The sequence below is a fragment of the Sphingosinicella sp. CPCC 101087 genome (assembly GCF_004151485.1).
GTDB lineage: Bacteria > Pseudomonadota > Alphaproteobacteria > Sphingomonadales > Sphingomonadaceae > Allosphingosinicella.
In genome coordinates this window covers 128,091-142,819 of the sequence record NZ_SBFF01000011.1, presented here as the reverse complement: position 1 = coordinate 142,819, position 14,729 = coordinate 128,091, and the positions used below count along the sequence as shown (strand labels likewise).

Annotated in this window: 9 protein-coding genes; 2 read left to right on the top strand and 7 right to left on the bottom strand. The window is 67.5% G+C overall.

From position 1 onward, the window contains the following. Positions 1-6 precede the first annotated feature (6 nt). From EKM57_RS17530 to hppD, 4 genes are all read right to left on the bottom strand, one after another. Positions 7-1,617 (bottom strand): S10 family peptidase, encoded by a 1,611-nt coding sequence (locus EKM57_RS17530; protein ID WP_165357524.1) that lies wholly within the window; start codon positions 1,615-1,617, stop codon positions 7-9. Further along, complete coding sequence (locus EKM57_RS17525) at positions 1,614-3,107, bottom strand: peptidase S10 (RefSeq protein WP_129793814.1); 1,494 nt, start codon at positions 3,105-3,107, stop codon at positions 1,614-1,616. The genes EKM57_RS17530 and EKM57_RS17525 overlap by 4 nt, the downstream gene beginning before the upstream one ends. Positions 3,108-3,251: 144 nt before the next feature. Next, positions 3,252-4,538 (bottom strand): homogentisate 1,2-dioxygenase, encoded by a 1,287-nt coding sequence (gene hmgA, locus EKM57_RS17520; RefSeq protein WP_129793813.1) that lies wholly within the window; start codon positions 4,536-4,538, stop codon positions 3,252-3,254. Next, positions 4,531-5,604, bottom strand: coding sequence for a 4-hydroxyphenylpyruvate dioxygenase (gene hppD / locus EKM57_RS17515; RefSeq protein WP_129793863.1), 1,074 nt, complete (start codon positions 5,602-5,604; stop codon positions 4,531-4,533). Before hppD ends, hmgA begins: the two co-directional genes overlap by 8 nt. 69 nt (positions 5,605-5,673) lie before the next feature. Between hppD and EKM57_RS17510 the strand changes: the two genes are divergently transcribed. Both EKM57_RS17510 and EKM57_RS17505 read left to right on the top strand, forming a co-directional pair. After that, positions 5,674-6,180 (top strand): MarR family winged helix-turn-helix transcriptional regulator, encoded by a 507-nt coding sequence (locus EKM57_RS17510; RefSeq protein ID WP_243451118.1) that lies wholly within the window; start codon positions 5,674-5,676, stop codon positions 6,178-6,180. Positions 6,181-6,283: 103 nt separating this feature from the next. Next, positions 6,284-7,990, top strand: coding sequence for a hypothetical protein (locus tag EKM57_RS17505; RefSeq protein ID WP_129793812.1), 1,707 nt, complete (start codon positions 6,284-6,286; stop codon positions 7,988-7,990). Positions 7,991-8,043: 53 nt separating this feature from the next. On the opposite strand, the gene EKM57_RS17500 is transcribed toward EKM57_RS17505, so the two are convergent. From EKM57_RS17500 to EKM57_RS17490, 3 genes are read right to left on the bottom strand one after another with little or no spacing between them, the layout of a single operon-like run. Next, positions 8,044-9,744 carry a hypothetical protein gene (locus tag EKM57_RS17500; RefSeq protein ID WP_129793811.1) on the bottom strand — a complete coding sequence of 567 codons (1,701 nt, stop codon included), beginning with the start codon at positions 9,742-9,744 and terminating at the stop codon, positions 8,044-8,046. Then, the gene (locus tag EKM57_RS17495) at positions 9,741-11,474 is read right to left on the bottom strand and encodes a peptidase M61 (RefSeq protein ID WP_243451117.1); all 1,734 of its coding nucleotides are present in this window, start codon (positions 11,472-11,474) and stop codon (positions 9,741-9,743) included. The genes EKM57_RS17500 and EKM57_RS17495 overlap by 4 nt, the downstream gene beginning before the upstream one ends. Before the next feature lie 40 nt (positions 11,475-11,514). Beyond that, positions 11,515-14,607 (bottom strand): TonB-dependent receptor domain-containing protein, encoded by a 3,093-nt coding sequence (locus tag EKM57_RS17490; protein ID WP_129793810.1) that lies wholly within the window; start codon positions 14,605-14,607, stop codon positions 11,515-11,517. Between the last annotated feature and the right edge of the window lie 122 nt (positions 14,608-14,729).

The following is a 14,729-nucleotide window of genomic DNA, read 5'->3' as shown; positions in this document are numbered from 1 at the left end:
GAGGAATTAGCGGCCTCCTTCGATCAGCGCGCGAATGTCGTCGGCGAAGCCCTCGGCGGTGTCCCCCAGGTAGAGCATGTGCCCCGATTCATAGTTTCGGACGGTTACCCGGTCGGCTGGCAAGCGGAAGCGACGGACCGCCTCCTCGGCGGAAGCGGCGGTCGTCACCATGTCGTAATAGCCCGAGGCGACGAGCACGCGCAGGCTGGGATTGCGCCGCATCGCGATGGCGAGCTCCTCGCCGAAACTGCCGACTTGCGGCACGCCGACGCGATCCCAGCGCCACGCGAAGTTGAGGTCCGCCCATGTGATCGCATTATAGGGAACCGGCATGCTGACCTCGAGATCGTTGCGCAGCATTTCGTGGAAGGCGGCGACGAAGCCTGGAACATAGCGACCCATTGCCGGATCGTCGGCGACCGGATCTCCGCCACTACCGGCGAGTGGAAGCGTGTAGCGGCTGTCATAGGCGCCGGCTTCCATCCCCTGGTCGGCCAGGAGGGTCTTGAGGAAAGTCTGGGTCGAGATACGGAGGTCGTTCTCGATCCAGGTCGCGGCGGGGATTCCGGTATAAGCTGCCAGACGGGCGGCGATCCCCGCTTTCTCCTCTTCGCTCAGGCCTTCCTGGCGCTGCCGGAACAGCGCTTCGGCATAGTCGGTTGCGGCGAAGCGGCTCACCTCCTCGTGGAGCTGGTCGACGGTCCGGCCGGCGCGGTCGATCCGCCCGTGATACCAGGCGGTCGCCGCCAGGCCGGGCAGGTCGAGCCCGGCGCGGGGATCGGGCGCGCTCGCGTCGGAACCGGATTGCTCCCCGCCCGGCCGGCCCAGCACGACGCCGAGAAGGACGACGCCGTCGACGGTGATGCCGCGCATCACTCCGGTATAGAGAGGCCCGCCCATGAGGGTGCGGGTGAGGACGGCGGCACGGGCGCTGCCATAGCTTTCACCGACCAGATATTTGGGCGAGTTCCAGCGGCCGTTCTCGGACAGCCACAGCTCGATGAAACGGGCGACGGATTCGGCGTCCGCGTCGACGGAGAAGAAGTCCGCGTTGCGCGCATTGCCCACCGCCTGGCTGAAGCCGGTGCCGACCGGATCGATGAACACCAGGTCCGCGACGTCGAGCGGGCTATGGGGATTGTCGACGAGGCCGAAAGGGGGCGTGCTGCTCGGATTGACCTCCTGGTCGAGGAGGAGGCGGCGCGGACCGACTACGCCCATGTGCAGCCAAAGCGAGGCAGATCCAGGGCCGCCGTTGAAGACGAACATCACCGGGCGCGACGGGTCGGTCCGACCGTCCTTGACGTAAGAGAAAGCGAAGAAACGCGCTATCGGCTCGCCGGCAAGATTGGTGATGTAGGTCTCGCCGGCGGTGGCGGTGTAGCTCAGTTTCTGTCCGCGGATGACGGTCTCGTGGCGCGTGACGAACCGGCGCGGCGCCGGCAGGTCGGCGAAGCTCGCCGGATCCTCGGAGACGCGGGTGAACACTTCCGGAGCCACGATCGGCGGGCCTGACGCGGGTGGGGACTCGGTCTGCGAGGCCGTTTCCGATGCCCGGGCGGCGGTGCCGAAAGCGAGGCAGGCTGCGGCGAGCGCAGTCGCCAGCGATTGCATCATCGCGCCTCCTCCGCGGCGGCGGTGATGAATTGGCGGACGTCCGCCGCGAGCCGGTGCCGTTCGGCCTCGTCGCGATACATCATATGCCCCCCTTCGTAGCAGCGGTTGGTGAAGCGGCCGGCCAGTTCCGGCTCCAGCCGCGCGACCATGTCGTGATTGCCCTCGCACATGTTGAGCGAATCGTAGCGGCCGGCGGCGACGAAAACCCGCAGGTCGCCATCCGCCCGCATCGCGCGCTGGAGCCAGGGCTGCGAGCCCGGCGGCCCGCCGCCACCCATCGCGCGCGCCATCATCTCCGGCGTGATTTCGACATGGTTGTAGTCCCAGCGGCTTCCGGTGCTGCGCCGGTCCGGCCCGGGACGCGGCATGTAACCATCTTCCAGGCCGGTATAGGCCAGGTCGGTGGCGTAGCCGAGGTCGCCCCGCAGATAAGCGGCGATTGCCCGCGCGCGGCCCGGAGGGTTCGGCTCTGCACCGAACAGGCGCATGTCGAACGTGTTGAGGACCCGGGTCTCGTCGCCCTCGAACAGGGTCCGCAGATAGGTTCGGTTCGGCATGACCAGGGTCGATCGGTCGATCAGCTCCGGGCGCACGCCGGTGAAGCGGGCCAGGTCCTGCGCGATCGCCTCGCGCTCCTGGGCGTCGAGGCCCTCGAGCCGCTCCAGGGCCGGCCGATAGACGTCGCGTACCCATTTGACGGCTTGCCGGAGGGTCGCGTCGCGATCGCGCATCAACTCCGGCACGAGCTTGCCGTGGTGGAAGGCGGCCGCCGTCCGCGCCGGCACGTAGAGGGCATCGGAGAAGGCGTCCGGCATCTGCGATCCGGGAATCCCGCCGGAAATGAGCAAGGCGCCTTCGAGGTCGATCCCGGCCCCCGCCAGCAGCTCGGCGACTCCGCCGACGCGCCAGGTGCCGTAGCTTTCACCGCCGATGAACAAAGGTTGCGCTTCGGCGCCGAACCTCGCACGATAGGCGCGGATGAACTCGGCGGTCGCGGCGAAGTCGCCGAGCGTGCCGTAAAATTCCGCGGCCGTCTCGGCTTGCTCCGGCCGGCTGAAGCCGGTCCCCACCGGATCGTAGAAGACGAGATCGCTGACCGTCAGCAACGTCTCGGCATTGTCGACGAACCGGTCGCCCTCCAGTCGGCGCGGCCCGAACATTTCGGTGTGGAGCAGCAGCGACGCGACGGTGGGTCCGCCGTTCCAGAGGAAGGTGAGCGGGCGCGGCCGACCGTCGGCCGAAGGGACGACGTAAGCGGTGAAGTAGATGCGCCCGCGCACCTCGCCAGTCTCGTCGTGCCGGATCGGCAACCGACCCGCGCGCGCCTGGTAGCGCAGCCGGCCGTCCGCCGTGCGGATCTCATGCTCGGTGACCACGGTCGGCTCGTCCCCGGGGATGAGCAAGGGCGGTGGCACGGCGGCGGCTACGGGCGCGGCAGGGACAAGCGCCAGCAGGACGAGACTGCAGAGCATCGCAGCCAATCGGATCATGTCGGGCCTCGCTCCAGTTTCGGCGCTTAGGCCAGCCTAACCCGGGCGCTCGGGCGAATTCGTGCCTTTCCTGAAGCGTGAGAACGGAGAAGGGCGCCCATTATGCTGCGCCGGCGGCAATCCGGAATAGGCTATGCCGCCGCCCTATTCCGGCAGCTTCGCCTTCGGAAAACCTTCCCAGGCCGTGTCATAATCGAGCTGGGCATGGTCGAGCGCGAAGCGGGTCGGCCGGTAGGGCCAGCAGCTTTCGACCATGAAGGCCATCGTGCCCTCGATCTTGCGCGGCTCGAGATCGGCCTCGCTCGCCGCCTTCCAGCTCGCCACGTCCGGCCCGTGCCCCGCCATCAGGTTGTGCAGGCTCATGCCGCCGGGCGCGAAGCCTTCGGCCTTGGCGTCATAGTCGCCGTAGATGAGGCCCATGCACTCGCTCATCACGTTGCGGTGGAACCAGGGTGGGCGAAAGGTGTCCTCCGCGACCATCCAGCGCGGCGGGAAGATGACGAAGTCCGCATTGGCGCGGCCAGGCGTCTCGGACGGGCTGGTGAGGACGGTGAAGATGCTCGGATCGGGGTGGTCGAAGCTGATCGTGCCGATCGCGTTGAAAAGGCGAAGATCGTATTTGAAGGGCGCCAGATTGCCGTGCCAGGCGACGACGTCGAGCGGCGAATGGTCGAGTTCGGTGATCCAGAGCGACCCCAGATGCTTCTGGATGAGCTCGCAGGAACCGTCGCGATCCTCATAGGCGGCTTTCGGCGAAAGGAAGTCGCGTGGATTGGCAAGGCCGTTCGATCCGATCGGTCCCAGCTCCGGCAGCCGGAACAAGGCGCCGTGATTTTCGGCGACATAGCCCCGCGCTTCGCCATCGGGCAGGAGGACGCGAAAGCGCACGCCCCGGGGGACCAGCGCGACTTCGCCGGGCCCGAGCGCCATCCGGCCCATCTCCGTCGCGATGTCCAGCCGGCCCTGTTGAGGGATGATCAGGAGCTCGCCGTCGGCGTCGAAGAAATAGCGATCCGCCATATCCTTGTTGGCGCGATAGACGTGGACGGCGACCCCTTCGAGGCTTGCTGGATCCCGGTTGGCGACCATCGTGACCAGCCCATCGACGAAGTCGGCGGGTGTTTCCGGCATTGCCAACGGGTTCCAGCGCAGCCGGTTGGGGGGCAGCGGAGCGTCCGATGTGCCGGGTGCGAACAAGTTCGCACCTCGATAGGGACGGTAGGCCGGATGCTCGGCACTGGGCCGCATCCGGTAGAGCCAGGATCGCCGGTTGTCGGCGCGCGGGGCTGTGAACGCCGTGCCGGACAATTGCTCGGCATAGAGCCCGAAGGGCGGCCGCTGCGGTGAGTTGCGGCCGTGCGGCAGGGCGCCCTCGACCGCTTCCGTGGCGAAATGGCTGCCGAAACCGGAGAGGTAGTCCGGCTCAGGCATCCGCTTTGGCCGGGATGACGCCGCGGCGAATCTGATCGAGTTCGATCGATTCGAAAAGGGCCTTGAAATTGCCCTCGCCGAAGCCTTCGTTGCCCTTGCGCTGGATGATCTCGAAGAAGATCGGCCCGATCATGTTCTCGGTAAAGATCTGCAGGAGCAGCCCTTCGCCGGTCTCGGGCGATCCATCGATCAGGATCTTCCGCTCGCGCATCGCCTGGATGTCGTGGTCATGGCCGGGAAGGCGCTGGTCGATGAGGTCGTAATAGGTGTCCGGCGTATCCTGGAAGCGAATGCCGTTGGCGCGAAGCGCGTCTACGGTCGCGAAGATGTCGTCGGTGGCCAGCGCCAGGTGCTGGATGCCTTCGCCACCATATTCCTTGAGGAACTCCTCGATCTGGCTGTGCTCGTCCTGGCTCTCGTTGAGCGGGATGCGGATCTTGTCGTCGGGCGCGGTCATGGCGCGCGAAACCAGCGCGGTCTGCTTTCCTTCGATGTCGAAATAGCGAATCTCGCGGAAGTTGAAGAGGCGCTCGTAGAACTGGGCCCAATGGTCCATCCGGCCGCGGTTCACGTTGTGGGTGAGGTGGTCGAGCGTGTGCAGGCCCACCGAATTGGCGTCACGCTTCGCGCCCGGTACCGGCCTGAAGTCCACGTCGTAGATCTGCTCCGCGCCATAACGATCGACCAGGTAGAGGTAGGAACCGCCAATCCCTTCGATCGCCGGGATGTCGATCTCGCCCGGCCCGCGCGGCGTCTCGACGGCCTTGGCACCGCGCTCGACCGCCACCGCGAACGCCTTCTTCGCATCGGCAACCCGGAACGCCATGCCGTTCGCCGAAGGGCCATGCGCCTTCCGGAAATCGGCGGCCTGACCGGCCGGCTCCATGTTGAGGATGAAATTGATGTCGCCCTGGGCGTAATGGCGCACATTCTTCGACACATGGTTGCCGAGATGGGTGAAGCCCATCCGCGTCAACAAGTCGGCCATGGCCTCGGGATCGGGGCTGGTGAACTCGACGAACTCGAAGCCGTCGAGGCCGAGCGGATTGTCGTGCGGCATGTGCATCTCCCGAGATAGTTTCACTTGCAACTACATCCATTGGCCACGGCGCGTCAATTGCCTTAGAGGCAGTCCATGGCGCGCTCACCCATGATCCGGCTGGCCGATTTCCTCCCCTACAGGCTGTCCGTCGCCTCGAATTCGGTCAGTCGGCGCATCGCCGGAATCTATGAAGAGCGCTTCCGCCTTTCGGTTCCCGAATGGCGGCTGGTCGCGATACTCGCCGAAGCGGAGAGGGCGACTCCGCTCGTCGTGGCCCGCCTTGCCGAGATGGACAAGATCAGCGTCAGCCGTGCGGCCAAGGGCCTGATCGCGCGCGGCCTGGTCCGGGCGCTCGCCCATCCGACCGACCGACGATCGCATTTCCTCCAGCTCACCGACTCCGGCTGGAGTCTGTACGAAGAAGTTGCGCCGCTCGCTCTTGAGCTCCAGGACGAATTGCTCGCTTCCTTTACGGCTGACGAGGTGGCCGAGCTCAAGCGGCTGCTCGTCAAGATCCAGGCGGCAGCCGGCGCGACCGCTCCCGACCGGGAGGCGCGGAGCCCGGCAATCTTCCCTCTTGCGGAGAGCAGCGACGCATAGGGACTGCGGCTGGGAAGCGCGTGAAGCATAGATTTTGACCGCATAAGACCCGCACTTGTTGGGAAAGAGAAGAAATCCCCGCAGGGCAGGTTACGGTGGGAACGTGCCGCGCCGCCCGATCTCCGTCTTCACCCTCGGCTTGCTCGCCTTGGCGAGCCTCCTTGCCCCCGCGCGTGCGGCGCCGTCGGGAACGCCGCTTGTCGTCACGCTGACGCCGCGCATGAGCAACGGCGTGGTGCGGCGCGTCGACGTCAGGCTCACCATCCCGGCGCCCGAGGCCCGTGCGGGCGAGCCGCTCCTGACCTTGCCCATCGTCGCGGTGATGGCGCCGGGCGCATTGCTCGATCCGGCCGGTCTCGTCGCTGCCGACGAAGCGGGGCCGCTGCCGATGGAGACCGAGGAGGATCCGATCGATCCGAGCCAGTTCGAGCAGAACCGCCGCTGGCTGCCGCGGCGCGCCACCGTCGGCGAGGTCGTCGTGCGCTACGCCGCCACGCCGCGCGCCGTCACGCCCGAAACCCGGCCCGGCCCGCTCTACGACATGCGTACCGAAGGCGCCGGCTTCCACGGCTCGGGGCGCGTGATGCTCGCTTTGCCGGTCGACGGATGGCCCCGGCCCGTGCGGATCGATTGGGACCTGTCGGAGATGCCCACGGGCTCGCGCGCGGCGACGAGTCTGGGCGAGGGTAGGGTCGAGGCCCTGCTCGACCAGCGCGAGCTCGGCAGCACCTTCTTCATGGCCGGGCCGCTGCACAGCCTGCCGGCCGACGGATCGGGCAATTTCGTCGCTTACTGGATCACGCCGCCCCCCTTCGATCTCGCCGCTGCGCTGGCCTGGACCGAGCAGGCCTATCTCTATGGCGCCCGCTTCTTCGGCCGAGAGGCGCCGTTCCGGATCTTCATGCGCACGACCGAGCGGTTCCAGGGCGGCGGATCGGGAGGCCATCACAGCTTCATGTTCGGCACCGTCGCGGGCGAGGCGCGGGATCCCGAGGGGCTGCGCGGGCTGCTGGCGCACGAGGCGCTGCACAGCTTCGTCGGCGGCTCAGGCACCGGATCGCAATGGTATTCGGAAGGAGCGAACACTTATTATACCGCCATCCTGCCCCATCGCGCAGGACTCGCTTCTCTCGACAGCGTGGAGGAGGAGTTCAATGACCTCGCGCGAGCTTATTACACCAATCCGCGCAGCCACCTTCCCAACGACGAGGTCACGCGGCTCTTCTTCTCCGATTCGGACGCCCAGGTCGTGCCCTACCAGCGAGGCCCCCTTTACTTCGCCTTGGTCGATGCCCGACTTCGCGCCGCCTCCGGCGGGCAGCGGCGCCTCGACGATCTGATCCGGCGCTTCATCGCCCGGCCCGCCGATGCCGACTTGGTCGGCCATTGGCGCAGCCTCGTCGGGGAAGCGTTGGGCGAGGCCGGCATGGCGGAGTTCGACGCGATGATGGCGGGAAGGCCGCTCGACCTGCCGTCGGATCTGCTCGGTCCGTGCTTCCGGAGCGAGAGGCGCCTGCTGTCGCGCTTCATGTCCGGTTTCCGGCCCCACCGCGATGCCGGCGGCGTGATGCGGGCCACGCGCCTGGCCGCCGATTCGGCCGCCGCGGCAGCCGGCCTGCGTGAAGGCGACGCGATCCTCAACCCGGATGCGCTCGAGGTCGCGGAAGAGGCCGGCCAGGGTACAATGCTTCGGCTCGATATCGACCGCGGCGGGGAAAGGCTTACGATCGGCTACTCGCCCTGGAGCTCGCCGGTACCGGGGTTGCAATGGGTACGCACCGATGTGCCTGAGTCCGCCTGCAACCTCTGAGCTGGACCCGGCCTCGGCTGGGGTGAAGCGGAGGCCACGGTGGCCCGTAAAACTCAGAAGTTGCAGGCCTTTTCTGCAGCCTGTGGGTTTGGCACCCAGCGCCAGGCTTCGACTTCCTGGGCGCGCGGCAGGTAGCTGATCACCTGCTCCCGCCCATCGCGCCGGATCGTCAGGCGCATTTCCTTCGCGGCGTCCGCCGAGATCTCGTCGAGGTCCGTATAGTCGAGGATCGCGTCGCCGTCGCGTACCCCCGCGCGCTCGGCATAGGAGCCCTCGATCAGCCCCTGCACGACCGCGCCGTCGTTGAACGAGCGGCGGGCGAAGCCGAGCTCCAGCCGCCGGGCGGGCGCCGGCACGGCGAGGAAGCAGTCGGCGAAGGCCGACCCGGGCCGGACGACCTCGCCCGCCGCCATGCTCCGATAGTCCTGCTCGGCGCGATCGCGGCCGATTTCGCGGCCGACCAGATCGAGCCAGTCGGCGATCCCATAGGACTGACCGGCCGCCTGTCGTTCGCGCAAGGCGAGCACGACATCGTCGAGGCTGCGCCGCCCGTCCGAAGCGGTCCGGATCGCGCCGTCGGTGCGGGCGAGATAAAGGAAGCCGCGCCCATAGGGCACCTGCTGCACGAAGGGGTCGCTCCAGAAGCGCTGCGCCGCCTCGGCGTTCGAGAGGCTGCGGAAGCTGTGGGCATAATATCCCCCGGCGCGCTCGTTGATCTCCTCGAGGAACCGGCCATCGTCGAGCAGGCCGGCCCGCCGAGCGAGCAGGATCGAATAATATTCGGCCGTGCCTTCGCTGTACCAGGCCGTCTCCCCATGCTCGCCCTGCATGCTCGGCCAGCCATGGGCGATTTCGTGCGAGAGCATTCCCTGGAGCTCGTCGATCGTCGGATTGCTCGGGGCGTGATAGCCGAAGGTGAAGGAGCGGGGCAAAGCGGTGCCGCCGCGGCCGCGATAGGGATGCTGACGGGCGAAGACTCGATAGGCGTCGGCGCCTTCTCCGAAGAAGCCGGCCATATGCTCGTAGAGCCCGCCGATACGGTTCGCGAGCGCCTGGAGGTCGAACGGCGCTTCACTCAGCGCGTAGAGGGTCAGGCGCCCGCCACCCTCGGGCCGGTAGCGGCGCATCGGCCCGGCGGCGTAGAAGGTGAAGGCGAGCTGCTGGGCCGGCGCGACCGTCTCGACGTCGCCTTCTCCCAACGACCAGACCCCGATCGACCCGGGCGCCATCCGGGAAAGGTTCCATTTCAGCGAGACCCGGAAGGGCGCCTCGCGCACGGGCAAGGCGAGGAAGCTGATGCCGGCGCTGGTGAAACCGCCATTCTCGGCCCGCATGTCGAACAGGGGGCCATTGTTTGTCGTCTCCGAAACCTGCCGGGGCGCCGCCGAATATTCGACGACGACATCGCCTCGGGTCGCGCGTGAGACGAGAAAGCGCCGGTACACGCCCTCCGGCCGGGGCGCCTCCTCTTCCTGGGTCAGCGCCAGCGGCCCGGCATCGTCGCGGGCGCTGATCGCGCTCGCTTCATAGGCGGAGGTCGGGATCGAGACGATGGTCAGCGGCAGGCGCAGCAATGCGCCCCCGGCTGCCAGCGCCGGCGCCTCGATCCGCATCTGCACGTCGACCCTCGTCACCGCGCCTCCGGTGACGACCGGCGCCAGCTCCACGTCGAGCGCGGGGAGCGCGGGTTGTGCCGCGGCGGGCGCCGCGACGAGGAGGAGGAATAAGATGGCGAGGCGGCGCAACGGATTCATCGTGAGCCCTGACGGTAGGACGCGCAAGCCGAATCGGGGACGCCTTCGACCCGCTCCCATTGATGGGCGTCGACGGTCTCGCCGCGCGGAAGGTAGGTCAGCGCGAGCGTCGTCTCGCCACGGCGGATCTGGAGGGTGAGCAGCCCGGCCTGGTCGCCCTGCAGGCTATCCTGCCCGACCGGCTGGAGGATCTCGTCGCCATTGCGCAGCCCCGCTTGTTCGGCGGCAGAACCCGGGACCAGACCGCGCACGATCCGCCGCGGCTCGACCAGCACGCGCGGCTCGAAGCCCAGCTCGTAGCGGCGCAGCGGCCGGGTCGTGCGGCGGAAGCAGGGGCCGAAGGCGTCCGACGCGGGCAGCGGCACCGTCCCGGCGAGGAAGGCGCGGAAATGCTCCACGCCGGCTTCGCCGAGCTCGCGCTCCAGCAGTTCCTCCCAATCGGCATTGGCGAGCGCGCGGCCCTGGCGCTGGCGCTCGATCATGGCGAGCATGAGATCGTCGAGCGAGCGGCGGCCGCCGGAAGCCTGCCGGACACGGTGGTCCAGGTCGGCGAAATAGAGGGCGCCGCGATCGTAGGGGAGGGTGCGGATTCGGGTGTCTTCCCAGAAGCGCGCGGCCACCTCGGAGTTCGGCACCTCCGCCATGATGCTCGTATAGTAACGGGCGGCAGTGCTGTTGAGGTCGGCTAGGAATTGGTCGGCATCGATCTCGCCGAAGCGGAACGGAAGCTCGCGCTGGTAGAAGACTGCGAGCCCCTCGCTGAACCAGGAGGATTCCAGTCCCGCGGCCTGGCTCAGCCGCGGCGAGAAGGTGTGGAACATCTCGTGCGACAGGGTGAGGCGGAGATCGTCTGGATCGGTCTTCTCGTCGAAGGTGGCGACGAAGGAGTCTGCGAGGCCGACGCCCCCGCCCGGATTGACGGGATTGGGTCGCAGGAAGACCGTATAGGGTGCCGGGTCCGTCTCGCGGAAGAAGCGGACGAAATGACCGTGAAGACGTGACGTCCAGGCCATCAGCGCCCGGGTGTCAAAGGGCGGGCGGCCCTGCCAGGCGCCGAGGAAGGCGCCGTCGCGTCCCTCGGCCGGATAATGGCCGAGATTGCCGGCCATGAAGAAGCTGCGCTGCAGCCGGCCTGCCGGCTGCGCCGCCTGCGTTGCGGCATCGCCGACGCCGAAACTGCTGACCCCGACTGCACCGGACGGGAAGGCGGAGAGGTCCCAGCGGACCAAGAGACGATAAGGGGTCTCGTTCTCCGGCAGGAGCAGGAAGGTCGCGCCGCTGCCCGAAACGGCTCCGTCGTCCCGTCGCAGGTCGATCGGTGGCGCGGCGCCGCGCGTGGCAGGCCTATTCTCGATCGGGATTCGATAACGGATCGTCAGCGGCCCCCGAATTGGCCGGCCCGGTGTCCAGCGCAGGATCTCGTCGTCCGCCGACCCGTCGCGGTGCGCGTTCAGTGGCAGCGCCCCGTCGGCGTCGGTGGCGTCCAGGCCGGTGAGGCGCGTCGCCACCGTTTCGACGTTGTTGACGACGAGCGGAAGGCGCACCTCGTCGACCGGCGCGTCGAAGGTGAGGGTGACGTCGAGCTGGCCGATCTCGCGGGAGCCCGTTTCGGGCAGCGGCTTGAGCTCGACGGCGAGGCGCGGTGCCTCGCCGGATTGGGCGAAGGCCGCGGTGGCGGTCCCGGCGCCGGCAAGCATCGCGCCGAGCAGGCGTCCGCGGATCGGGCGCAATGCGCCCGACCCGCGGCGGCGAGAGCCCCCCGCCGGGAGATCAGAAGCGGACGCGGGCACCGACATAGAATTGCCGGCCGAGAATGTCTCCATGGGCGATGCTGGGATAGGACGGGTCCTTGTCGAACAGGTTCAGCACGCCGGCGCGCAGCACGAGCTGGCCGAAATCATATTGCACCGAGGCATTGTGCACCGTGTTGCTGTCGATGAACGGGTGAGACGTGGTTTCGATCGTCGCGTCCGGGTCGGCCTTGACCTTGTCGCGATACACGATCTGCCAGGTTGCGCGGAGGGGCCCGCGCACGTAGCGCATGTCGAAACGGCCGACCCAATCCGGCGTCGCGACGGTATTGTCGGACCGCACGAAGGTGGCGCCGGTGACCGACGTCGTGAGCAGCGACGTATGGGTCGCCTCCAGCCCGAGCTCCATCCGCCCGAGATTCTCGTCCCCGCCGAAAAGCGACGAAAGAGCGAAATTGTAGTTGAGGTTGTAGACTTCGCCGCGGAACCGAACGACGCCGGCATTGAATGTCGTGGTCGTTCCGGTGACGATCGTTCCGCCCGGGCTGACGCCGTCGGGCGCGGCGAGGCGGGTGAAGGCCTCGCAAACGCCGGGGGGGGCTTCCACATTGTCGAAGCAGGCTGCGGCGAAGTCCTCGGTCGTGAAGGCGGACAGGCCATCTTCCAGGTCCACCTCGATCCGGTCGGCCACGAAGGTGAGGCCGGGGAGGAAGCGCGGCTGCAGCACGATGCCGTAGGTGAAAGTCTCCGAGACCTCGTTGCGAAGGTTCGGATTGCCGCCCGTGGTGACGAGGGTGCGGTTGAAATTCTCGGACGGGTTCTGGAAGCCAGCAAGGCGCTCCGCCGCGCTGGCGCCGGCATTGCTGCCATCGGCAAGCACGCCATAGCCGGCATTGGCTTCGAACAGGGCAAGGCAGTTGGCGCGGCGCACGTTCGGATTGGGACCGCTGTTGATCCGGTCGGCGTCGCACGGATCGAAGCCACTGTTGCTCAACTCGGTGGACTGGGGCGCCACGAGCTGGGTGAGGGTCGGCGCACGGAAGTTCCGGCTGAACGAGGAGCGCAGAGTCACCCCTTCCGTCACGCCCCAGCGGCCACCGACTGCCCAGAGATTCTCCGACCCGGCGAGCGAGTTGTCCACGTAGCGGAAGGCGCCGGTGAACTCGAGCGACCGAACGAGCGGCAGGGTGAAGTCGCCCCCGACGAGCGGCACCAGGATCTCGGCGGAGAGCTCGTCCGTATCATAGCTTCCGGACTGCGGGATCTCCTGCGATCCGCTGCCGACCAGGCCCAGCTGGTTGGCCTCGAGCGGCACGAAGTTCGCGCTCTCGTCGCGATGTTCGTACGCGAAATTGAAGCCGACGTCTCCGCCGGGGAGCGTGAACAGGGTGCCGCCCAGGGTCGCGAGCAGGTCGACCTGCTCGTTGGTGAAATCCTCGCCGGTTTGGACGTTCACATAGTCGCGGCCGGCCTGGCTGACATTGCCTATGCCGAAGGGATTGATGGGCGCGCAGGCGGCATCGTCGTTGGTCGGGTCGGCATCGGCGTTGATGGCGCACACGACATTGCCCGAGCCGTCGCGAACCGCGTTGATGGCGTTGTTGAAGCGTTCGTTGTGGATTCCCCACAGCCGCTCCTCGCCCTCGACGCGGCCGTAGCTGCCCGACACCGACCAGTAGAAGTCGCGATCGGCCAGCTGAAACTCACCCTCGACCGCGATGAGGCCGCGATAGGTCTGGGTCAGGTTGGTCTGCTCATTGCTGAGGCGCAGGTCCTGGAACGTCTTCGACAGGAAGAGGGGGGCGCCGAAGGCAAAACCCGGGCTCGCTGCCGAAAGCTGTGCGATCGCCTCCGGGGTCAGGAAGCCGTTGCTGCGCGTGAAGGCGATATAGCCGGCATTGGATTCCTGCGAGTTGAGAACGGTGCGGGAGGGATATTGCGGCGTCTGCGTGCCCTCGGTGCGGGCGTAGAGCAATTCGGTGCGGACGGTGATCGAATCGGTCAGGTCGTAATGCGCCAGCATGTTCGCCGACAGCCGCTCGATCCCCGTACGCAGGCTGGCGAGGTCCGCGAAGCGGAACCCTTCGCCGCCCGAGGAGAAGGGAACGCCGTTGGGCGTTCCGGGGTCATAGGGAATGAGCCCGCCCGACGAGGAGAATTGCAGCGGCCGTCCGAGCGCGTCGCGAGCGAAGCAGATCTGATTGCCGCAGGGGGGCAGCGGCACGGGCGCCGGTATGGCGAAGACCACGCCGCTGGTGTTGAAGCTGGTGAAGCGGGCGTCGAGTACCTCGCGGACCGAGGGTATGCCGTCATCCGGCCCCGTATCGAGCGGGTTGGACGCGGTGATGCGGGACAGGTTGCTGAGTGGCCGGGCCGAGAAGAAGAGTTCGTCGCTGCGCGCCCACTCCACATTGGCCGCGATGTTGCCGCGGCCGCCCGCGAAATTGGTGCCGGCCGTGCCCCGCAGACTGAAGAGCGGATAGTCGCCGCGCGACGAGATACCGGCCTGGCCGTCCAGCTCGATTCCGTCGAAATCGTCGCGCAGGATATAATTGACGACGCCCGCAATGGCGTCCGAGCCGTAGACGACCGCCCCGCCGGCCTGGACGACCTCGACCCGCTCGATCAGCCCGGTGGGGATGATGTTCGCATCGACCTGCGCATCACCGAGGCCGCTCGAAGAGGTCACCATCCGGCGGCCGTTGACCAGCGTGAGAGTGCGCCCCGGCCCAAGTCCGAACAGGTTGGGAAATTGCTGTCCGGTCCCGCTCGATGCGCCGTTGGCGGGCGAGATGGCCAGTGCGGGGGCGATCGAGGTGACCTGGTTCAGTGCATCCGAAGCGCTGACGAAGCCGCGGTCGGTCAACGACTGGGTATCGACGACGGTGACCGGTGCGACCGTCTCGGTGTCCGTCCGGCGAATGCGCGACCCGGTAATGACGACGGTCTCCTCGACCGGCTCTTCGGCAGTGGCCTCGAGCGGACCGATGGCCGGCTCCTGCTCCGCCTGGATCGCATTTTGGGCATGAACGGGCGCAAGGGGGGAGGCCAGGGCGGCGGCCATCGCGGTCGACAGCAGCATGGAGGGCCTGATGCTGATGCTCGTCTTCATTCTTTCTCTCCCCGCCTCGTCGAATCGTCACGCGAGCGACGTCCGGCACTCCCGATTCCGAAACATCTTACGACGGCCTGAAGGTTTTTCTTGTCGAAGCGGGGCGTGCCGGTAGGCCGGTG

Bases quoted from the DNA above. Each gene is read 5' to 3' on its own strand.
- hmgA (WP_129793813.1), bottom strand. From the start codon at position 4,538: ATGCCTGAGCCGGACTACCTCTCCGGTTTCGGCAGCCATTTCGCCACG.
- EKM57_RS17525 (WP_129793814.1), bottom strand. From the start codon at position 3,107: ATGATCCGATTGGCTGCGATGCTCTGCAGTCTCGTCCTGCTGGCGCTT.
- EKM57_RS17530 (WP_165357524.1), bottom strand. From the start codon at position 1,617: ATGATGCAATCGCTGGCGACTGCGCTCGCCGCAGCCTGCCTCGCTTTC.
- EKM57_RS17500 (WP_129793811.1), bottom strand. From the start codon at position 9,744: ATGAATCCGTTGCGCCGCCTCGCCATCTTATTCCTCCTCCTCGTCGCG.
- hppD (WP_129793863.1), bottom strand. From the start codon at position 5,604: ATGCACATGCCGCACGACAATCCGCTCGGCCTCGACGGCTTCGAGTTC.
- EKM57_RS17490 (WP_129793810.1), bottom strand. From the start codon at position 14,607: ATGAAGACGAGCATCAGCATCAGGCCCTCCATGCTGCTGTCGACCGCG.
- EKM57_RS17510 (WP_243451118.1), top strand. From the start codon at position 5,674: ATGGCGCGCTCACCCATGATCCGGCTGGCCGATTTCCTCCCCTACAGG.